Source organism: Streptomyces sp. NPDC036815 (assembly GCF_055609205.1).
Genome location: NZ_JBVJPW010000005.1, coordinates 321456 through 340389 on the forward strand (window position 1 = coordinate 321456; position 18934 = coordinate 340389).

General features: G+C 71.5%; 17 protein-coding genes. 14 read left to right on the forward strand and 3 right to left on the reverse strand.

Annotated elements, in window-relative coordinates; translation table 11 throughout:
* Positions 1–112: 112 nt before the first annotated feature.
* Positions 113–934, reverse strand: coding sequence for a hypothetical protein (locus ACZ69I_RS14570; RefSeq protein ID WP_467670301.1), 822 nt, complete (start codon positions 932–934; stop codon positions 113–115).
* Positions 935–1199: 265 nt separating this feature from the next.
* Here ACZ69I_RS14570 and purN point away from each other — a divergent pair, with 265 nt between their 5' ends.
* Both purN and purH read left to right on the forward strand, forming a co-directional pair.
* Complete coding sequence (gene purN / locus ACZ69I_RS14575) at positions 1200–1838, forward strand: phosphoribosylglycinamide formyltransferase (RefSeq protein ID WP_467670299.1); 639 nt, start codon at positions 1200–1202, stop codon at positions 1836–1838.
* The gene (gene purH / locus ACZ69I_RS14580; RefSeq protein ID WP_470832375.1) at positions 1835–3412 is read left to right on the forward strand and encodes a bifunctional phosphoribosylaminoimidazolecarboxamide formyltransferase/IMP cyclohydrolase; all 1578 of its coding nucleotides are present in this window, start codon (positions 1835–1837) and stop codon (positions 3410–3412) included. Before purN ends, purH begins: the two co-directional genes overlap by 4 nt.
* 106 nt (positions 3413–3518) lie before the next feature.
* Here purH and ACZ69I_RS14585 read toward each other — a convergent pair whose 3' ends face one another.
* On the reverse strand, positions 3519–4145 hold the full coding sequence (locus ACZ69I_RS14585; protein ID WP_467670295.1) for a hypothetical protein: 627 nt from the start codon (positions 4143–4145) through the stop codon (positions 3519–3521).
* 255 nt (positions 4146–4400) lie between these two features.
* Here ACZ69I_RS14585 and ACZ69I_RS14590 point away from each other — a divergent pair, with 255 nt between their 5' ends.
* The 4 genes from ACZ69I_RS14590 (at position 4401) to ACZ69I_RS14605 (ending at position 7939) form a co-directional block, all read left to right on the forward strand.
* The gene (locus tag ACZ69I_RS14590) at positions 4401–5255 is read left to right on the forward strand and encodes a bifunctional methylenetetrahydrofolate dehydrogenase/methenyltetrahydrofolate cyclohydrolase (protein ID WP_389720179.1); all 855 of its coding nucleotides are present in this window, start codon (positions 4401–4403) and stop codon (positions 5253–5255) included.
* A 19-nt stretch (positions 5256–5274) separates the two neighbouring features.
* Positions 5275–5802 (forward strand): DUF3017 domain-containing protein, encoded by a 528-nt coding sequence (locus tag ACZ69I_RS14595; protein WP_470832377.1) that lies wholly within the window; start codon positions 5275–5277, stop codon positions 5800–5802.
* 256 nt (positions 5803–6058) lie between these two features.
* A complete protein-coding gene (locus ACZ69I_RS14600) occupies positions 6059–7222 on the forward strand; it encodes a sensor histidine kinase (RefSeq protein ID WP_470832378.1) in 1164 nt (387 codons plus the stop codon).
* A gap of 12 nt (positions 7223–7234) precedes the next feature.
* Positions 7235–7939 carry a response regulator gene (locus ACZ69I_RS14605; protein ID WP_467670288.1) on the forward strand — a complete coding sequence of 235 codons (705 nt, stop codon included), beginning with the start codon at positions 7235–7237 and terminating at the stop codon, positions 7937–7939.
* A 54-nt stretch (positions 7940–7993) separates the two neighbouring features.
* Here ACZ69I_RS14605 and ACZ69I_RS14610 read toward each other — a convergent pair whose 3' ends face one another.
* Positions 7994–8320, reverse strand: a complete 327-nt coding sequence (locus ACZ69I_RS14610; protein ID WP_467670286.1) for a hypothetical protein — start codon at positions 8318–8320, stop codon at positions 7994–7996.
* 613 nt (positions 8321–8933) lie between these two features.
* On the opposite strand from ACZ69I_RS14610, the gene ACZ69I_RS14615 reads away from it, so the two are divergent.
* From ACZ69I_RS14615 to ACZ69I_RS14650, 8 genes are all read left to right on the forward strand, one after another.
* Positions 8934–10178, forward strand: coding sequence for an XRE family transcriptional regulator (locus tag ACZ69I_RS14615; RefSeq protein WP_470832381.1), 1245 nt, complete (start codon positions 8934–8936; stop codon positions 10176–10178).
* A 415-nt stretch (positions 10179–10593) separates the two neighbouring features.
* Positions 10594–11583 (forward strand): malate dehydrogenase, encoded by a 990-nt coding sequence (locus tag ACZ69I_RS14620; protein ID WP_467670282.1) that lies wholly within the window; start codon positions 10594–10596, stop codon positions 11581–11583.
* Between the two features lie 116 nt (positions 11584–11699).
* Positions 11700–11945 (forward strand): helix-turn-helix transcriptional regulator, encoded by a 246-nt coding sequence (locus ACZ69I_RS14625; protein ID WP_467670280.1) that lies wholly within the window; start codon positions 11700–11702, stop codon positions 11943–11945.
* Entirely contained in the window at positions 11945–12478 is a 534-nt protein-coding gene (locus ACZ69I_RS14630) for a hypothetical protein (RefSeq protein ID WP_470832383.1), read from the forward strand. Before ACZ69I_RS14625 ends, ACZ69I_RS14630 begins: the two co-directional genes overlap by 1 nt.
* A gap of 181 nt (positions 12479–12659) precedes the next feature.
* Positions 12660–14189: an aldehyde dehydrogenase family protein gene (locus tag ACZ69I_RS14635; protein WP_470832384.1), complete on the forward strand. Its 1530-nt coding sequence runs from the start codon at positions 12660–12662 to the stop codon at positions 14187–14189.
* Positions 14190–14312: 123 nt separating this feature from the next.
* The gene (locus ACZ69I_RS14640) at positions 14313–15848 is read left to right on the forward strand and encodes a GMC family oxidoreductase (protein WP_467670274.1); all 1536 of its coding nucleotides are present in this window, start codon (positions 14313–14315) and stop codon (positions 15846–15848) included.
* Positions 15845–16966, forward strand: a complete 1122-nt coding sequence (locus ACZ69I_RS14645) for a quaternary amine ABC transporter ATP-binding protein (protein ID WP_467670272.1) — start codon at positions 15845–15847, stop codon at positions 16964–16966. The genes ACZ69I_RS14640 and ACZ69I_RS14645 overlap by 4 nt, the downstream gene beginning before the upstream one ends.
* The gene (locus tag ACZ69I_RS14650; protein WP_470832386.1) at positions 16966–18933 is read left to right on the forward strand and encodes an ABC transporter permease; all 1968 of its coding nucleotides are present in this window, start codon (positions 16966–16968) and stop codon (positions 18931–18933) included. Before ACZ69I_RS14645 ends, ACZ69I_RS14650 begins: the two co-directional genes overlap by 1 nt.
* Position 18934: the final 1 nt, after the last annotated feature.

An 18934-nucleotide genomic window follows, 5' to 3' on the forward strand; every position in this document is an offset into this window, starting at 1 on the left:
CTCGCTGCTTCACCACCCCGGCCAAGGAGACCGCGAACTCCCGCGAACTCCTGCGAACCCCCGCGAACTCCCCGCCGGGGAACAGCCCCTAGTCCTGCCCGCCCCAGAACCCCTAGTCCTGCTCCCCCAGAAGCGGCCGCAGCGGCTTCGGCAGCTGGTCCTCGCAGGACTGCTTCGACACGTTGGTGAGCGCGTCGTCCACGCACGTGTAGTAGTCGCGGTACACGAGCTGCGCCGTGAACGTCGCCGCCACCATGAGCAGCGCCAGTCCGCCCGTCACCAGTCCGCTGATCGCGGCCGTCGTCTGCGGGCGGGTGCTCGACGGGTCGGCCTGGGGCCGCTCGCCCGGGGCGGTCGCGGCCGCCGGGCCCGCGGGGGCCGTGGCCGCCGCAGGAGCCGTCGGGTCCGGCGTGCGCGGCTTCGCGCGCAGCGACTGGACGGCCCACATCAGCGCGAGCGCGCCGAGCAGCAGCGCGAGGTAGCGCCAGCCGAACAGGGCGAAGAAGAAGCCCCACATGCCGGAGAGCAGGGCATAGCGCGCGCGGCGCTGGGACGGGTCCGTCGGGTCCCAGCGCATGCCCGTGCCGCCAGGGCCCGAACCCGGCCCCGAGGGGGTCTCCCGGTCGGGGGCGTTCTGCTGGCCGGGCCGCTCACCGAAGCCGCCCTGCGAGCGGCCGGGCTGCCGGTCGCTCCACTGGCTGCCCCAGGAGGAGTGCCCGTCCGGGCGGCCGTCCGGAGAACTGCCCGACGAACCGTCCGAGGAGTCGCCCGAGGGGCGGCGCGGCTGCCACGGCCGGTCCGGTGTCCCCTCCGGCGGCGGCGCGAAGGGGTTGTCGTCGTCCTTGCCCGTTCCCTGGGAGTCCGTGTCCCGGGGCTCCGGCCCCTGGGAGTCGGAGTCCTGCGGTGGAGACGAAGGGCGGCTACGGTCCGGCATCAGGTGTGCGTCTTCCCCTTGGTAGGGCCGTGGTGGAACCGGTGTGCGGCTCGGCAACGCGGCGTTCGTCGGTATTCAGGCGCCTTTCCCACAGACGCTACCCTCCGCCCGCGCCCCCGTCCCGTGAGGGGCGGTTCCGTGTGCCGGTATCGTTGCTGGCGGTCGGCCGCTTCGTAGAGTTCCCCGTATCGCGGGGCACGAAGCCTTCGTACGACCATACAAAGACGCACGTTCGAAGACGCATCCTCCGAGAAAGGGCCCCGCTGTGGCCAAGAGCGCTGTGGTCGCGCGCCCCAAGCGACTCGTCGTGCTGGTCTCCGGGTCGGGCACGAATCTGCAGGCCCTGATCGACACCATCCACGCCGAGGGCGCCGAGTCCTACGGGGCCGAGATCGTCGCGGTGGGCGCCGACCGCGACGGCATCGTGGGCCTGGAGCGTGCCGAGCGCGCCGGGCTCCCCACCTTCGTCTGCCGGGTGAAGGACCACGCGACCCGCGACGAGTGGGACGCGGCCCTGGCCGCGGCGACCGCCGCGCACGAGCCCGACCTGGTCGTCTCGGCCGGGTTCATGAAGATCGTGGGGAAGGAGTTCCTCGCACGCTTCGGCGGGCGGTTCGTGAACACGCACCCCGCGCTGCTGCCCAGCTTTCCGGGGGCCCACGGTGCGCGCGACGCGCTCGCGTACGGCGTGAAGGTCACCGGCTGCACCGTCCACTTCGTCGACGACGGCGTCGACACCGGACCGATCATCGCCCAGGGCGTGATCGAGGTCCGGGACGAGGACGACGAGAGCGCTCTGCACGAGCGCATCAAGGAAGTCGAGCGCACGCTGCTCGTCGATGTCGTGGGGCGTCTGGCCCGGCACGGCTACCGCATTGAGGGACGAAAGGTTCTTATCCCGTGACCGCCGAAGCTACGAACGCCCCCGAGGCGCAGCGCCCCATCAAGCGCGCGCTCGTCAGCGTCTACGACAAGACCGGCCTGGAAGAGCTCGCGCGCGGGCTGCACGAAGCGGGCGTCGAGCTGGTCTCCACCGGCTCCACCGCCTCGAGGATCGCCGCCGCCGGGGTGCCCGTCACCAAGGTCGAGGAGCTCACCGGCTTCCCCGAGTGCCTGGACGGCCGCGTCAAGACGCTGCACCCGAAGGTCCACGCGGGCATCCTCGCCGACCTGCGTCTGGAGGACCACCGCCGGCAGCTCGACGAGCTGGGCGTCGAGCCCTTCCAGCTCGTCGTCGTGAACCTGTATCCCTTCAAGGAGACCGTCGCCTCGGGGGCCACGCCCGACGAGTGCGTCGAGCAGATCGACATCGGCGGCCCCTCGATGGTCCGCGCCGCCGCCAAGAACCACCCCTCGGTCGCGGTCGTCACCGACCCGAAGCGGTACGCGGACGTGCTCGCGGCGGCCAAGGCGGGCGGCTTCGACCTGACCGCGCGCAAGCGGCTCGCGGCAGAAGCGTTCCGGCACACCGCCGCGTACGACGTGGCGGTGGCGAGCTGGTTCGCTGGTGACTACGCCGCCGCGGACGACTCCGGCCACCCCGGTTTCCTCGGCGCCACCTACGAGCGCAAGAACGTCCTCCGCTACGGCGAGAACCCCCACCAGGGCGCGGCCCTCTACGTCGACGGAACGGGCGGCCTCGCCGAGGCCGAGCAGCTGCACGGCAAGGAGATGTCGTACAACAACTACACGGACACGGACGCCGCGCGCCGTGCCGCGTACGACCACGACGAGCCCTGCGTGGCGATCATCAAGCACGCCAACCCGTGCGGCATCGCGATCGGCGCGAACGTCGCCGAGGCGCACCGCAAGGCGCACGCCTGCGACCCGCTCTCCGCGTTCGGCGGCGTCATCGCGGTGAACCGCCCGGTTTCCAAGGAGATGGCGGAGCAGGTCGCCGACATCTTCACCGAGGTCATCGTCGCGCCGGAGTACGAGGACGGCGCGCTCGACGTCCTCACCAAGAAGAAGAACATCCGCGTGCTGCGCGCCCACCAGGCCCCGGCCGGCAAGGTCGAGGTCAAGCAGATCGACGGCGGCGCGCTGCTCCAGGTCACCGACCGCCTGCAGGCCGAGGGCGACGACCCCGCCAACTGGACGCTCGCCACGGGCGACGCCCTGAACGCCGGCGAGCTCGCCGAACTCGCCTTCGCCTGGAAGGCGTCGCGCGCGGTCAAGTCCAACGCGATCCTGCTCGCCAAGGACGGCGCCTCGGTCGGCGTCGGCATGGGCCAGGTCAACCGCGTCGACTCCGCGAAGCTCGCGGTCGAGCGGGCGGGCGAGGAGCGGGCGCGCGGTGCGTACGCCGCCTCCGACGCGTTCTTCCCGTTCCCCGACGGCCTGGAGATCCTGACCGCCGCGGGCGTCAAGGCCGTGGTGCAGCCGGGCGGTTCGGTCCGTGACGAGCTGGTCGTCGAGGCCGCGAAGAAGGCGGGCGTGACGATGTACTTCACGGGGACGCGGCACTTCTTCCACTGAGTCCCGGTCTTCCACTGAGGACCCGCCGACGTGCGAAAAGGCCGGTGGCCGTGTCCCTCCCGCGGGGAGGAGCACGGCCACCGGCCTTTTCGCGGGCTCGAACCGCTCAGTAGCGGGGGCGGTTGAACCAGGCGGTGCCGCTGGGGACGACGGGCGCCACGGTGATGATCACGGCGAAGACGACCCAGATCAGCGGGAAGATGATCGCGGTGGCGAGGCCGGAGTCGAGGCCGACGAACAGGGCGATCAGGCCCACGACACCGCCGAGCGCGCCGTAGACCACGGTGGTGATCCGGACGCCCTGCCCGCCGCGTCCGAACTTCACCCCGAGCGTGATGGAGAGCGTCGCCAGCGCGGCCGCGACCAGGGCGGCGATCACGGCGATCCCGGCCACGGCGTCGCCGCCGTCGCCCACGCTGCCGAGGCCGAAGTCGTCGGCGCTGTCGGAGACGTCGTTGGCGACGGCCGCCACGTAGAGGTAGATGATCGCGAGGAGGATCTGCACCGCGGATATGAGGAACAGGAAGACGCGCGCGGTGACCAGGAGACCCGGCATCGACTGCTGCATCATGTTGCCGCCCGGGTACCCGGGATACGCGGGCTGCTGCGGGTAGCCGTAGGGCTGCTGGGGCGGCATGCCGGGCGGGCCCTGCTGGGGATAGCCGTACCCGGGAGCGGCCGGGGGCTGCTGGGGCGGCTGCCCGTATGGGTTGTTCGGGTCGCCGTAACTCATGGCGGTCTTCCTCCGTCGGATGGTGCGGGGACGACGCGGCACATCACGGAGGAATGATCTACAGATGCGGTCCGTCCCCCCGACACTGCCCGCGGCACTGTGCCGCACATCGTTCTTTAGCCGTGGCTTATTTGTCCAGCCGCATTCCGTATGCGTTGTGCAAGTGCAACCTCGCTGATCAGCAGTGGGGCGGCAGTTGCTGCGGGGGAGCGCCCTGATTGGTACCGGGCGGGTCTCATCCGGGAAGATGGAGCCATGACCGCCCAGATTCTCGATGGCAAGGCCACCGCAGCCGCGATCAAGTCCGAACTGACCGCCCGCGTGGCGGCCCTGAAGGAGAAGGGCGTCACGCCCGGACTCGGTACCGTCCTGGTCGGCGACGACCCGGGCAGCCAGAAGTACGTCGCGGGGAAGCACCGCGACTGCGCGCAAGTGGGGATTGCTTCCATCCAGCGCGAACTGCCCGCCACCGCCTCCCAGGAGGAGATCGAGGCAGTCGTCCGCGAGCTCAACGACGACCCCGCCTGCACCGGCTACATCGTCCAGCTCCCGCTCCCCAAGGGCATCGACGAGAACCGCGTCCTGGAACTCATGGACCCGGACAAGGACGCCGACGGACTGCACCCGATGAACCTCGGCCGCCTCGTCCTGAACGAGCCCGCGCCGCTGCCCTGCACCCCGTACGGCATCATCCGGCTGCTCCGCGAGCACGACGTGGAGATCAAGGGCGCCGAGGTCGTCGTCGTCGGCCGCGGCGTGACCATCGGGCGGCCCATGCCGCTCCTCCTCACCCGCAAGTCCGAGAACGCCACGGTCACCCAGTGCCACACCGGCACCCGTGACCTCGCCGCCCACCTCAAGCGGGCGGACATCATCGTCGCTGCGGCGGGCGTGCCGCACCTGATCAAGCCCGAGGACGTGAAGCCGGGCGTCGCCGTCCTGGACGTCGGCGTCTCGCGCGACGAGAACGGCAAGATCGTCGGAGACGTCCACCCGGGCGTCGCCGAGGTCGCGGGCTGGATCTCCCCGAACCCGGGCGGCGTCGGCCCGATGACCCGCGCCCAGCTCCTGGTGAACGTCGTCGAGGCCGCGGAACGCGCCGCGCGCTGAACGGGAAAGAGGCGAGGCCATGAGCGCAGTACCTGACACGGGCGGCACCCAGGACGCTCCCGGGGCCGACGGCGCCACCGGCGCCGGGGACGCCCCCGCGGCCGAGGACGTCCCGCGGGCCAAGGGCGCGGTCAGCGCGCCGGGCCCCGACGGGCGGCCGCGGAAGGTGTCACGCCGCTTCCCGCTGTTCACACGGGACACCGCGCGGCCCGAGGGCGGCGGCCGTGCCGCGGCCGGCGACGCCCCCGCACCGGCCCGGCAGTGGCCGCTGCTGAGCGTCACCTCGACGGTCGGGCTCGGGCTGCTGCTCACCGCGTTCGACGTGTTCCGGGTCGGCACGATCGTGATCGGCGTCGCGCTCATCGGCGGGGCGGTGCTGCGCTGGGCGCTGCCCGACGTGGGCATGCTCGCGGTCCGCTCGCGCTTCACGGACATGGTCACGTACGGCGTGCTCGGCGTCGCCATCGTGCTCCTCGCGCTGATGGCGCAGCCCAAACCGGTCCTCGAGATCCCGTTCCTGGACGACACGCTGCACTACACGATCTGACGCACGCGGCACGAGCTCGACGGTGGCCCGTCCTCCCCCGAGGGGACGGGCCACCGCCATGCGGACCGGGCGTCCCCCCATGCGGCCGGTTCCGTGGTGCTGGTACCCGAAGGTACGGGCGCCGCGGCGGGCCCGTCGTCACGCCCTGGGTGTAACTCCGGCTGCTCCCCGCGCGGTACGCGGGCGGTTCCTGCAACTTCCGCTGTACTGCGGCTGGTTGACGTACCGCCGCCCAGGTGGGGGTTACGCTGCGGCGATGCGGATCCGCCCCCTCGCCGTGGATGTGACCATCGCGGGCGTCCTGACCACGGTGGCCGTGCTGCTCGGTCAGGAGTCCGTCAAGCAGGGCTGGATCGAACTCGACGCCGTGGGCTACCTGTTGGTGGCCCTGGTCAGCCTCCCGGTCGCGGCCCGGAGCAAGGCGCCGCTCGCCGTGCTGCTCGTCGTCGATCTGGCGTGGTTCGTGTACGTCACCGCCGGGTACTGGCCCGTCGTCGGCACCTTCGGCCCGATGCTCTGCGTCTACACGGTCGCCGCCCTGCGTCCCCCGCGCACCTCGCTCGCCTGCACCGCCCTGATGGCCGCCCTGTGGATCTACGCGGGTGCGATCACCGAGGGCTCCTCGATGCCGTCCGTCGTCGGGCAGGCCGTCGGCTTCTCCTTGGTCCTCTGGCGCTTCGGGTACGTCGCGCGCCGCTCGGCGGAGCTGGCCAGGGAGCTGAAGCGGGAGCAGGACGAGCGGGCCCGGCGCGAGGTCGCCGAGGAGCGCGGCCGGATCGCGCGCGAACTCCACGACGTGGTCGCCCACCACATGTCGGTGATCTCCGTGCAGGCGGGCCTCGCGACGTTCGTCTTCGGCTCCGACCCGGCGACGGCCCGCGCGGCGCTCGGCACCATCTCGGGGACCAGCGGCGAGGCGCTCGAAGAGCTGCGGCGCATGCTGCGGGTGCTGCGCGCCGAGGACGCCGAGCACGACGACGGCACTCCGGCGGCGCCGATGCCGGGCCTCGCCCGCCTCGACGAGATGGTCGAGCGGGTGCGCGGCGGGGGCGTCCCCGTCGACCTGCGCGTCACGGGGACGCCGCGCCCGCTGGCGCCCGGCGTGGAACTCTGCGCGTACCGCGTGGTGCAGGAGGCGCTGACCAACGTGCTCAAGCACGCCCGCGGCGCGGCGGCGACCGTCGAACTCGCCTACCGGTGGCGGCACATCGAGGTCTCGGTCATCAATGACGGGGAGGGGGTGATTCAGGACAGAGTGCGGACGGGCAGCGGGCACGGCTTGATTGGGATGCGGGAGCGGGCCAAGCTCTACGGCGGGGCGATCAGCATCGGCCCGCTGAGCGAGGGGGGATTCGCCGTGCGTCTCACCCTGCCGACCTCGGCACGGGCCGCTGCGCGGGGGGACGACGCGACGGAATGACCGGGTAGCCGCATGACCGCATGCATCAGAGTGCTCGTCGTCGACGACCAGTTCCTCATCCGGGCGGGGTTGGTGGGGCTGCTGCGCGCCGCGCCGGGCGTCGAGGTCGTGGGCGAGGCGGGCGACGGCGACGAGGCCGTGGAGCTCGCCGCGCGGACCCGCCCCGACGTCGTCCTGATGGACATCCGGATGCCGGGCACGAACGGCATCACCGCCACCGCGCGGATCCTCCGCCAGGCCGCCGAACCGGCGCCGCGCGTCCTGGTGCTGACGACGTTCGATCTCGACGAGTACGTGTACGGGGCGCTGCGCGCGGGGGCCTCCGGCTTCCTGCTCAAGGACTCCGGGCCCGAGCGGCTGCTCGCCGCGGTGGCGGCGGTCGGCAGCGGTGACGCGCTCTTCGCGCCCAGTGTGACGCGGCGCCTCGTCGAGGCGTTCGCCCGGCAGGGCGCGGCGGCCCCCGCCGACGAGGCGTGCGAACCCCCGGCCGACCTGCGGGCGTTGACCGTGCGCGAGGTCGAGGTCCTGAAGCTGATCGCGGGTGGACTGACCAACGCGGACATCGCGGAACGCCTCTACATCAGCGAGGCCACCGTCAAGACCCACCTCAACCGCACGATGAGCAAACTCGGCCTGGACAGCAGGGCGCAGGCGGTGGTGGTGGCGTACGAGACGGGCCTCGTCACGCCGGGGGCGGCGGGGGGATCGCGGGGCTGACGGCGCCGGGGCCGGGCGGGCCGGGCCGGTGCCGGGCCGGGCGTCAGGAGTGGCTCAGCAGGTGACGACCTTGCCGTAGGAGCCGCGGCCCCAGTTCCACTCCCACTGCTCGTTGTTCTGGTACGTGAGGCACGGCGAGTCGTTGCCCCAGTCGATGACGACCTTCAGGTGCATGGCCCGGCCGCAGCGGTTGGTCACCTTCACGTACTTCTTGTGCTTGATGACGTCCCGCTTGACGCAGGAGGGGGCCGTGCCGCGGACCTGCGCCGCGGAGGCCGCCGGTGCCGGGGCCGCCGAGACCGCGGGGGCGGTCGCGAGGCCGGTGCCGAGGAGGGCGGATGCGGCGACGATGCCGCCGGCGAGACGCTTGCCGTACTTCATGCCGGTTCCCTTCGGGGGAGCGTGGGGCGTGGTGCGTGCCGTTGTCCGGATACGTACCGTTGCTTGCCGGACCGACTCTGCCGAGCGCCTCGGCCGCGGGGCCGCAAGACATGGCCGAAGTCGCCCTTTCGGGGACGTCCCGCGCTCTGTAAAGAAGGCGGTGCCCGTCCTCACCCCCGTGAGAAGACGGGCACCGCCGTTCGGAACGGGCGCTTCCTCGGAGAATCTCCCGATATAAGCGCTGCGTTCCGCTCGTGATCCAGAGTCATGGACGCGCCAACGACGTTCAAGGGATGCCCGGTCCCTGTGGCACGGAGGTGACCATTCCGCAACGGTGTGCGCGGTGTGCAACGGGCCTGGTCCAGAGGTCGACAGCCGCGCAAATGGGACGGCACTCGGGGTTCCGCATGGCGCTGCGGGGCGGCGGTGGGACACTGGGCCGACGACCGTGGGGAGCGCGGCTGTGCACGCCGTGGCCCGAATGCTCCCGTGCGCCCCTGTTCAGGGAACTGACACCCTGTCCCGGCGCATCCCCCTGGGTAGTCCAGAACGGGGTGGCGCCGGGGCGGCGCGGGGGCGAGAACAGGCACGTACGGGGGGAACAGGGGGAGTAATGCCTCGTTGGAAGGCGCTACCGGATGAGCTCGACCCGCAGGTCAGGGAGTTCGCCGGCCAGCTGCGCAGGCTCGTCGACCGCAGTGGGCTGAGCATCGCGGCGGTAGCGGACCGCACCGGCTACAGCAAGACGTCGTGGGAGCGCTATCTGAACGGGCGGCTCCTCGCGCCGAAGGGTGCGATCGTCGCGCTGGCCGAGGTGACGGGCACGCCGCCCGTCCACCTCATCACCATGTGGGAGCTCGCGGAGCGCGCGTGGAGCCGCTCCGAGATGCGGCACGACATGACGATGCAGGCGATCCGGATCTCGCAGGCGCGGGCGGCGCTCGGGGAGTTGGGGGCCGACCGCCCGGCATCCGGCACGAACGCGCCCCCCTCCTCCCCTTCCTCCTCTTCTTCGGCCCCGCCCTCCGGCCGTCCCGCCAAGGCGCCCGAGCCCGCCCGCGGTGGCGGCGCCGCGCGCAACGGCTCCGAAGGGGCCGCCGGACTGAGCGCCGGGACGATGGGCGTGGCCGGGCCCGCCGGGGTGTCTCCCACGGTGCCGCCGCGGCGGGCCGAGGACGCCGGTCCGGGTGGGGTGTACGGGGCGGCCGGGACGACGTATGGACCGGCCGGGTCGCAGCATCCGCAGGCCCCGTACGGCTCGTACGGACCGGCAGGCGCCTCCGGTGATGTCTCCTCGCCCGCTTTCGGGGAGGGCGGTCCGGGTGCGCCCGCGCCGGGGAGTTCGCCCGACGGGCAGCGCCGCCGCAGGAAGCTGACGATGTTCCTCGCCGGTGTCGTCGGCGCCCTCGTCGTCATCGCCGCCGCGGTCTTCCTGACCGGCTTCGGCGACGACGACAAGGGCAAGGACGACGCGAAGCCGTCCGTGGAGCCGAGCAGGAGCGACACGAAGCTGCCCGCCGGAGTCGAGTGCACCGGCAAGGACTGCGCGGGCAAGGACCCCGAGAACATGGGCTGCGGCGGCGAGTTGGCGACGACCAGCTCGCGGGCCACGATAGGCAGGACGCTGGTCGAGGTGCGGTACAGCAAGACGTGCGGGGCCGCGTGGGCGCGGATCACCCAGGCGACGCCGGGGGACGAGCTCACGATCACGGGGTCGGGCGGCGGTGCCGGGGCCGAGCAGAACAGCACGGTGAACGAGGACTTCGACGCGTACACACCGATGGTGGCGGCCAACTCGGGTACCGCGGCGAAGGCTTGCGCGACGCTGAAGTCCGGGCAGACGGGGTGCACGGCGTAGCTCGGGGTGCGGGGCACGGCCCGGAGTGCACGGCGTAGCCGCCCTCGTCGGGGGCGCTGTTGGTGGTTGTTCAAAAAAGTCGGGAGACGCGTGCATGGCCTCGCCGACCGAGGGCAGGCGGACCGTACCCCCACGGGAGTGGTCACACCCCCACGGCGGCCGCCACGCTCCCCCCCTCGTGGCGGCCGCCCCCCTTTTTTTCGGGCGCCGCGAAAGCTGTGGGCCGGGCCACACCGACCCGGCGGCCAGGGGTGGGCGGGGCGCGATAGCCTGACGGCGGATCTCTCTTGATGCCAAGAGATCGATCATCGAGAGGCGATCGAGGACTCGACGAGGCGTCGGCGGAGATCCAGGAACAAGGGGATCCACGTACGAGACCAGGGACCCCACCGCCAGCTGTCTTACGGAGATCGCCATGACCCGCACTCCCGTGAATGTCACCGTCACCGGCGCGGCCGGCCAGATCGGCTACGCGCTGCTCTTCCGCATCGCCTCGGGCCACCTGCTCGGCGCGGACGTGCCGGTCAACCTGCGCCTTCTTGAGATCACGCCGGCCCTCAAGGCCGCCGAGGGCACCGCCATGGAGCTCGACGACTGCGCCTTCCCGCTGCTGAACTCGATCGAGATCAGCGACGACCCGAACGTCGCCTTCGACGGCGCCAACGTCGCCCTCCTCGTCGGCGCCCGCCCCCGCACCAAGGGCATGGAGCGCGGCGACCTCCTGGAGGCCAACGGCGGCATCTTCAAGCCGCAGGGCAAGGCCATCAACGACAACGCCGCGGACGACATCAAGGTCCTCGTCGTGGGCAACCCGGCCAACACCAACGCGCTCATCGCGCAGGCCGCCGCCCCGGACGTACCGGCCGAGCGCTTCACCGCCATGACGCGCCTGGACCACAACCGCGCGCTGTCGCAGCTGGCGAAGAAGACGGGTTCGTCGGTCTCCGACATCAAGCGTCTGACCATCTGGGGCAACCACTCGGCCACCCAGTACCCGGACATCTTCCACGCGGAGATCGCCGGCAAGAACGCCGCGGACGTCGTGGCCGACCAGTCCTGGCTCGCCGACGAGTTCATCCCGACCGTCGCCAAGCGCGGTGCCGCGATCATCGAGGCCCGTGGCGCCTCGTCGGCCGCCTCCGCCGCCAACGCCGCCATCGACCACGTCCACACCTGGGTCAACGGCACCGCCGCGGGCGACTGGACCTCCATGGGCATCCCCTCGGACGGTTCGTACGGCGTTCCGGAGGGCCTCATCTCCTCCTTCCCCGTCACCACCAAGGACGGCAAGTACGAGATCGTCCAGGGCCTGGAGATCAACGAGTTCTCGCGCACGCGCATCGACGCGTCCGTGCAGGAGCTCGCCGAGGAGCGCGAGGCCGTCCGCGGTCTCGGCCTCATCTGAGCCGTAGCAGTACCCCTCGCCGACCGCCCCCGGCGGCCGCTCCTCGCAGCGGCCGCCGGGGGCGGTCGCCGTTTCCGATGTTGTCCAACCGCTCTCTGATGTAGTACTTCTTATACATGAGCGAGCAAGTGCACAACAGATTGGCGATGGTGCGCGCCGAGCGGAAGGTGTCGCGACAGAGCCTGGCCGAGGCGGTGGGCGTCCACTACCAGACCATCGGCTACATCGAGCGGGGGCAGTACAACCCGAGCCTCGACCTCGCACTGAAGATCGCGAAGTTCTTCGAGCTGCCGGTCGAGGCCCTGTTCTCCCTCGAGCCGTTTCGCCCGCTCACGGATCAGGTCTACGGGAGGAATCAGTGATGAGGACCGACGAGCAGCGCCCCATGACCGGCTACGACCGGCGTATGTACGCGTTGATGAACCGCCGGGAGGCCGCCCCCCTCCACGCCACCGCCGCCCGCAGGCGCGCCATGGTCGCCGTCCACATCGCGCTGACCGCGGCGGCCGTCACGGTCTGGCTGCTCTCCGTCGTCGGTGACGAACGCTGGGCGACGTTCACCATGCTGGGCCTGTTGTTGCCGTGGTGCTTCGTGACCGGCGTCATCAACAGCTCGACCCGGGGCCTCCTCGATCTGCGGGTGCGCGCGCTGGACGAGCGGCAGCGCGCGGAGCGGAGCCGTGTCGCGGCCACGGCGCAGCGGCTGATGCTGTGGCTGCTTCTCGCGCTCACCGTCGCGGCGGGCGCCGCCGCCCTGAAGGGCCTCGACGTCGAAGGCTTCCTCTTTCCCGTCCTGTTCGCCGTCTTCGTCGTGCACTGGCTGATGCCGCTGTGGACGGCGGGGCTGACCGTGGCCGACGAGCCCGCCGACGACTGGACCCCTGCCGACGACTGACATCTCCCCTGCGACATTCCGTTCTTTACCTCGCCTACAGGGACAAACCCTGTGTCGAGCGTACGTTTGCCCCGAGCGCCCCCACGCGCAGTGACACAGCGCACTTTCGGCCATAGGTTGCGCATGCTTTCTCCGCCGGAGGGCAGGTGCACCCGGCTACCGCGAGTGACAGGCGGGGCATATGACAGGAACGGAAGGCAAACGGGACGTGTCCGCACAACAGACCATCCATGTGGGCGGAGAGTGGCGTGCCGCCACCTCCGGCGCCACCCGCGAGATCCTCGACCCGGCGGATGCCAAGCCGTTCGCCGTGATCGCCGAGGGCGGAGCGGACGATGCGGACGCCGCCATCGCCGCCGCCCGCAAGGCCTTCGACGAGGGCCCCTGGCCGAGCACGCCCGTCGCCGAGCGCGCCGCGCTGCTCCGCCGGGTCGCCGACCTCCTCGTACGCGACCGCGAAGAGATCGGTCTGCTGGAGAGCCGCGACGCGGGCAAGACCCTCGAAGAGGGCCGCGTCGACGTGGACTGCGTCGCCGACGCCTTCCGTTACTTCGCCGACCTGGTGATCGGGGAGGGCGCGGGCCGCGTCGTCGACGCGGGCTCCGAGGACATCCACAGCGTCGTCGTGCACGAGCCCGTCGGCGTCTGCTCGATGATCACGCCCTGGAACTACCCGCTGCTCCAGGCCAGCTGGAAGGTCGCGCCCGCGCTCGCCGCGGGCAACACCTTCGTCATCAAGCCCAGCGAGATCACGCCGCTGACGACCGTCGCGCTCGTCGAGCTGCTCGTCGAGGCGGGGCTCCCGGCCGGTGTCGCGAACATCGTGACCGGCCCCGGCCACACCGTCGGCGCCCGCCTCGCCGACCACCCCGACGTCGACCTGGTCTCCTTCACCGGCGGCCTCGTCTCCGGCACCAAGGTCGCCCAGGCCGCCGCCGTCGGCGTCAAGAAGGTCGCCCTGGAGCTCGGTGGCAAGAACCCCAACGTGGTCTTCGCCGACGCGTGCGCCACGGAAGAGGGCTTCGACACCGCCGTCGACCAGGCGCTGAACGCCGCCTTCATCCACAGCGGGCAGGTCTGCTCCGCCGGTGGCCGGCTCATCATCGAGGAGTCCGTCCGCGAGCGCTTCGTGGCCGAACTCGCCCGCCGGGCCCAGCAGATCAAGCTCGGCCGCGGCACCGAGGACGGCGTCGAGTGCGGCCCCCTCGTCTCGCAGCAGCAGCGCGAGAAGACCGAGATGTACGTGGCCTCCGCCCTGGAGGAGGGCGCGGTGCTCCGCTCCGGAGGCAAGCGCCCCGAGCCGAGCGACGTGCGGCCCGCCGAGGGCTACTTCTACGAGCCGACCGTGCTCGACCAGTGCCACCGCGGGATGAAGGTCGTACGGGAGGAGGTCTTCGGTCCCGTGCTCTCCGTGGAGACCTTCCGCACCGAGGACGAGGCCGTCGCACTCGCCAACGACACCGAGTACGGCCTCGCGGGCGCCGTGTGGACCAGCGACCAGGGCCGCGCCGCCCGCATGGCCCGCCGGATGCGCCACGGCACCATCTGGATCAACGACTTCCACCCCTATCTTCCGCAGGCGGAGTGGGGCGGCTTCGGCAAGAGCGGCGTCGGGCGCGAGCTCGGTCCCGCGGGCCTCGCCGAGTACCGCGAGTCCAAGCACGTCTACCAGAACCTGGCACCGCGGCCGGTGCGCTGGTTCGCCGGCTGACACCGGCCGTACAGAGGTACGCGCGGGGCGGGAGGTCCGCCCCGCGCGCAACACGTTCAAGCGCCCCCCGCTCATTACGCGCAAGCACCTTGGCACGACCTCGCAGGAAGAGGAGCACCACGCATGTCTGACCAGACCGAGTTCGACTACGTCATCGTCGGTGGCGGCACCGCGGGATCGGTGATCGCGTCCCGCCTCACCGAGAACCCGGACGTCACCGTCGCCGTCATCGAGGGCGGCCCCAGCGACATCGACCGGGAGGACGTCCTCACGCTGCGCAAGTGGCTCGGCCTGCTCGGCGGTGAGCTGGACTACGAGTACACGACCACCGAGCAGCCGCGCGGCAACTCGCACATCCTGCACAGCCGCGCCAAGGTCCTCGGCGGCTGCTCGTCGCACAACACCCTGATCTCCTTCAAGCCGCTGCCGTCCGACTGGGACGAGTGGGAGGAGGCCGGGGCCGCGGGCTGGAACGCCAAGGCGATGGACCCCTACTTCGGCAAGCTGCGCAACAACATCGTGCGCGTCGCCAAGAAGGACCAGAACCAGATCGCCAGCGACTGGGTCGAGGCGACGAAGACCGCGCTCGGCGTCCCCGAGGTCGTCGGCTTCAACGACAAGCCCTTCGACGAGGGCGTCGGCTTCTTCGACCTCTCGTACCACCCGGAGAACAACAAGCGCTCCTCCGCCTCGGTCGCCTACCTGCACCCCCACATGGAGGCCGGTGACCGCCCGAACCTCCACCTCTTCCTGGAGACGTGGGCCACCAAGCTGGAGCTCGACGGCAAGACCGCCCGCGGCGTGCACATCCGCACCAAGGACGGCGTCGAGAAGCTGTTCACCGCCCGCCGCGAGGTCCTCGTCTGCGCCGGCGCCGTCGACACGCCGCGGCTGCTCATGCACTCCGGCATCGGCCCGAAGAAGGACCTCGAAGCCCTCGGCATCCCGGTCGTGCACGACCTGCCGGGCGTCGGCGAGAACCTCATCGACCACCCCGAGTCGGTCATCGTCTGGGAGACCAACGGGCCCATCCCCGGCAACTCCGCGATGGACTCCGACGCCGGTCTGTTCGTGAAGCGGGACCCGGACCACAAGGGCCCTGATCTGATGTTCCACTTCTACCAGATCCCGTTCACGGACAACCCGGAGCGGCTCGGCTACGAACGCCCCGAGCACGGCGTCTCGATGACCCCGAACATCCCCAAGTCCCGCTCCCGCGGCCGCCTTTACCTCACCTCGGCGGACCCGGAGGTCAAGCCGGCGCTCGACTTCAAGTACTTCGAGGACGAGGGCGACTACGACGGGCGGACGCTCGTCGACGGCATCAAGCTCGCCCGCAAGGTCGCGCAGGCCGAGCCGTTCAAGAAGTGGCTCAAGCGCGAGGTGTTCCCCGGCCCCGAGGTCACCGAGGACGCCGAGATCAGCGAGCTCGTGCGCAAGGCCGCGCACACCGTCTACCACCCGGCAGGCACCTGCCGAATGGGTGCCTCTACTGATGAACTCGCTGTGGTCGACCCGGAGTTGAAGATCCGGGGCCTGGCAGGAATCCGTATCGCGGACGCATCCGTCTTCCCGACGATGCCCGCCGTGAACCCGATGATCGGAGTACTCATGGTCGGGGAGAAATGTGCCGAGATCCTTGGCGGTGACGGCCGATGAGCGAGGCCACCGTGACGCAGTCCACGGACACCGGCAAGACGACCGGCGGGGGCGGCCCCGTCTTCGCCGTCAAGAACCTCTGGAAGGTCTTCGGACCCGGCGCCGAGCGCATACCCGGCAACGAGGAGGTGCACGGCCTCAGCCCCGCCGAACTGCGCGAGCAGACCGGCTGCACCGCCGCCGTGCGCGACGTCTCCTTCGAGGTCAACAAGGGTGAGGTCTTCGTCGTCATGGGCCTGTCGGGCTCCGGCAAGTCCACCCTCGTACGCTGCCTGACCCGGCTCATCGAGCCCACCTCCGGCTCCCTCGCCATCGACGGCGAGGACGTCCTCGCCATGGACAAGGCCCGCCTGCGCGAACTGCGCCGCCACCGCGCCGCCATGGTCTTCCAGCACTTCGGCCTGCTGCCGCACCGCTCGGTCCTCGACAACGTCGCGTACGGCCTGGAGATCCAGGGCGTCGGCAAGGCCGAGCGCCGCGCCAGGGCCCTCGAAGTCGTCAAGAAGGTCGGCCTCGAAGGGCTCGAACAGCGCAAGCCCGGCCAGCTCTCCGGCGGCCAGCAGCAGCGCGTGGGCCTGGCCCGCGCCCTCACCGTCGACCCCGAGGTCCTCCTCTTCGACGAGCCGTTCAGCGCCCTCGACCCGCTGATCCGCCGCGACATGCAGGAAGAAGTCGTCCGCCTGCACCGCGAGGAGGGCCGCACGATGGTCTTCATCACCCACGACCTCAGCGAGGCCCTCAAGCTCGGCGACCGCATCGCGCTGATGCGCGACGGCCGCGTTGTCCAGCTCGGTACGCCCGAGGAGATCGTCGGCTCCCCGGCCGACGACTACGTCCGCGACTTCGTCCGCGACGTGGTGCGCGCCGACGTCATGACCGTACGCAGCGCCATGCGCCCGGCCGACGGCGACGAGGAGACCCGCGGCGCGGCCCTGCCGCCCGACGCCAAGGTCACCGAGGCCATCGAGGCCGTCGCCCGCACCGGCTCCCCGGTGCGCGTGATGGACGGCAAGCGCTGCCTGGGCGTGGTGGACCACGCCGGGCTGCTCGCCGTGGTCGCGGGGACCTCGGCCCCCGCGACGGACACCGCCCCCGACAAGGGCGAGGTGGTCGCCTGATGGCCACCGCCACCGCTTCGGGACCCGTACGGGACACGGGCATCGGAGCGCTCCTGCGCCACCGTGCCGTCGGCAAGCTCCTGCTGCTCGCCGTCGCCGCGGCCGTCCTCGTGCCGATCGTCAACGCCAAGTGGGCCTCCGGCGCCTGGCCGGACGCCCTCACGGTCGACCTGACCGAGCCGCTCGGCAGGACGACCGACTGGATCATCGACAACCGCGACAGCCACCCGCTGTTCATCTACTTCCTCGGGCACGTCAGCAACGCCATCGTGCTCTCCGTGCGCGGCGTCTACCTCGTGCTGCTCGCCGCCGGATGGGCCGGCGTGACCGTCGGGGCCGGGCTCATCGCCTGGCGCGCGGCGGGCGTCAAGCTCGCGCTCATGGCGTCCGGCGCGTTCGCCGTGTGCGGACTGCTCGGCATGTGGGTGCCGACCATGCAGACGCTGGCCCTGATGATCGTGGCGGTCCTCGCCTCGGTCGTGATCGGCCTGCTGCTCGGCCTCGCGGGCGGCCTGAACGACCGGATCTTCCGGATCCTGCGGCCGGTCCTCGACACCATGCAGGTGCTGCCCGCGTACGCGTACCTGCTGCCGTTCGCCCTCGTCTTCGGCATGGGCGTCCCGGCCGCCATCATCGCGACCGTCGTGTACGCGGCTCCGCCCATGGCCCGGCTCACCGCGCTCGGCCTGCGCCAGGCCGACGCCGGCGTGATGGAGGCGGTGACCTCGCTCGGCGCGACCGGGCGCCAGCGCCTGTTCTCCGCACGCCTTCCGCTGGCCAGCAAGCAGCTCCTGCTCGGCCTCAACCAGACGATCATGATGGCGCTCTCGATGGCCGTCATCGCCTCCGTGATCGGCGCCGGCGGTCTCGGCGACCGCGTCTACCAGGCCCTATCCACCGTCGACGTCGGCCAGGCGCTCGCCGGCGGCATCCCGATCGTGCTGCTCGCCGTGGTCCTGGACCGCGTCACCGGCGCGGCCGGCGAACGCGTCGGCGCGCACGCCGGGGACGACTCGCCGCTGCGCGGCTGGCGCGGCTGGTCCGTGGCCGCCGCCGTGACGGTCGTCGCCGCCGTCGCCGCCCGCTTCGCGGACCGCGTGGACTGGCCGACCGACTGGGTCGTGAACATCGCCCCGACGGTCAACACCGCCAAGGAGTGGATGGTCGACCACATCTACACCGGCGTGCCCGTCGTCGGCGGCACCGCCGACTGGGCGGCGCACTTCACCACCTGGATCCTCAACCCGGCCAGGGACGGCCTGCAGGGCCTGCCCTGGTGGTCGGTGCTGCTCGTCGTCGCCGCTCTCGCCTGGCTGATCGGCACCTGGCAGACGGCGCTCACCGCCGTCGCCGCGATGGCCGCCATCGGCGTCCTCGGCGTCTGGGACAAGTCCCTCGACACGCTCGCGCAGGTGCTCGCCGGTGTCGCCGTGACGCTGGTCATCGGCTTCGCGATCGGCATCGCGGCCGCCCGCAGCACCCGGTTCGAGCGGCTGCTCAGGCCGGTGCTCGACGTCTTCCAGACGATGCCGCAGTTCGTGTACCTGATCCCGGTCGTGGCCCTCTTCGGCATCGGCCGCGCCCCCGCGGTCGCCGCCGCCGTCGTCTACGCGCTGCCCGCCGTCGTCCGCATCACCACGCAGGGCCTGAGCCAGGTCGACGCCGCCGCGATGGAGTCCTCGCGCTCGCTCGGCGCCTCCAGCTGGCAGCAGCTGCGCAAGGTCCAGCTGCCGCTGGCCCGTCCGGCCCTGATGCTCGCCCTCAACCAGGGCGTCGTCCTGGTCCTCGCCGTCGTCGTCATCGGCGGTCTGGTCGGCGGTGGCGCGCTCGGCTACGACGTCGTGTTCGGCATCGCGCAGGGCGACCTGGCGACCGGCCTGGTGGCCGGTACCGCGATCGTCTGCCTCGGCCTGATGCTCGACCGCGTCACGCAGCCCACGGCTCGGCGCGTCAAGAAGGGAGCGTGAC

Excerpts from the sequence above, each read along its gene's own strand:
- ACZ69I_RS14605 (WP_467670288.1), top strand. The coding sequence starts at position 7,235 with ATGACCGCATGCATCAGAGTGCTCGTCGTCGACGACCAGTTCCTCATC.
- ACZ69I_RS14585 (WP_467670295.1), bottom strand. The coding sequence starts at position 4,145 with ATGAGTTACGGCGACCCGAACAACCCATACGGGCAGCCGCCCCAGCAG.
- ACZ69I_RS14645 (WP_467670272.1), top strand. The coding sequence starts at position 15,845 with ATGAGCGAGGCCACCGTGACGCAGTCCACGGACACCGGCAAGACGACC.
- ACZ69I_RS14615 (WP_470832381.1), top strand. The coding sequence starts at position 8,934 with ATGCCTCGTTGGAAGGCGCTACCGGATGAGCTCGACCCGCAGGTCAGG.
- ACZ69I_RS14625 (WP_467670280.1), top strand. The coding sequence starts at position 11,700 with ATGAGCGAGCAAGTGCACAACAGATTGGCGATGGTGCGCGCCGAGCGG.
- ACZ69I_RS14650 (WP_470832386.1), top strand. The coding sequence starts at position 16,966 with ATGGCCACCGCCACCGCTTCGGGACCCGTACGGGACACGGGCATCGGA.
- ACZ69I_RS14610 (WP_467670286.1), bottom strand. The coding sequence starts at position 8,320 with ATGAAGTACGGCAAGCGTCTCGCCGGCGGCATCGTCGCCGCATCCGCC.
- ACZ69I_RS14590 (WP_389720179.1), top strand. The coding sequence starts at position 4,401 with ATGACCGCCCAGATTCTCGATGGCAAGGCCACCGCAGCCGCGATCAAG.
- ACZ69I_RS14600 (WP_470832378.1), top strand. The coding sequence starts at position 6,059 with ATGCGGATCCGCCCCCTCGCCGTGGATGTGACCATCGCGGGCGTCCTG.
- ACZ69I_RS14570 (WP_467670301.1), bottom strand. The coding sequence starts at position 934 with ATGCCGGACCGTAGCCGCCCTTCGTCTCCACCGCAGGACTCCGACTCC.
- ACZ69I_RS14640 (WP_467670274.1), top strand. The coding sequence starts at position 14,313 with ATGTCTGACCAGACCGAGTTCGACTACGTCATCGTCGGTGGCGGCACC.
- ACZ69I_RS14630 (WP_470832383.1), top strand. The coding sequence starts at position 11,945 with ATGAGGACCGACGAGCAGCGCCCCATGACCGGCTACGACCGGCGTATG.
- ACZ69I_RS14620 (WP_467670282.1), top strand. The coding sequence starts at position 10,594 with ATGACCCGCACTCCCGTGAATGTCACCGTCACCGGCGCGGCCGGCCAG.
- ACZ69I_RS14635 (WP_470832384.1), top strand. The coding sequence starts at position 12,660 with ATGACAGGAACGGAAGGCAAACGGGACGTGTCCGCACAACAGACCATC.
- ACZ69I_RS14595 (WP_470832377.1), top strand. The coding sequence starts at position 5,275 with ATGAGCGCAGTACCTGACACGGGCGGCACCCAGGACGCTCCCGGGGCC.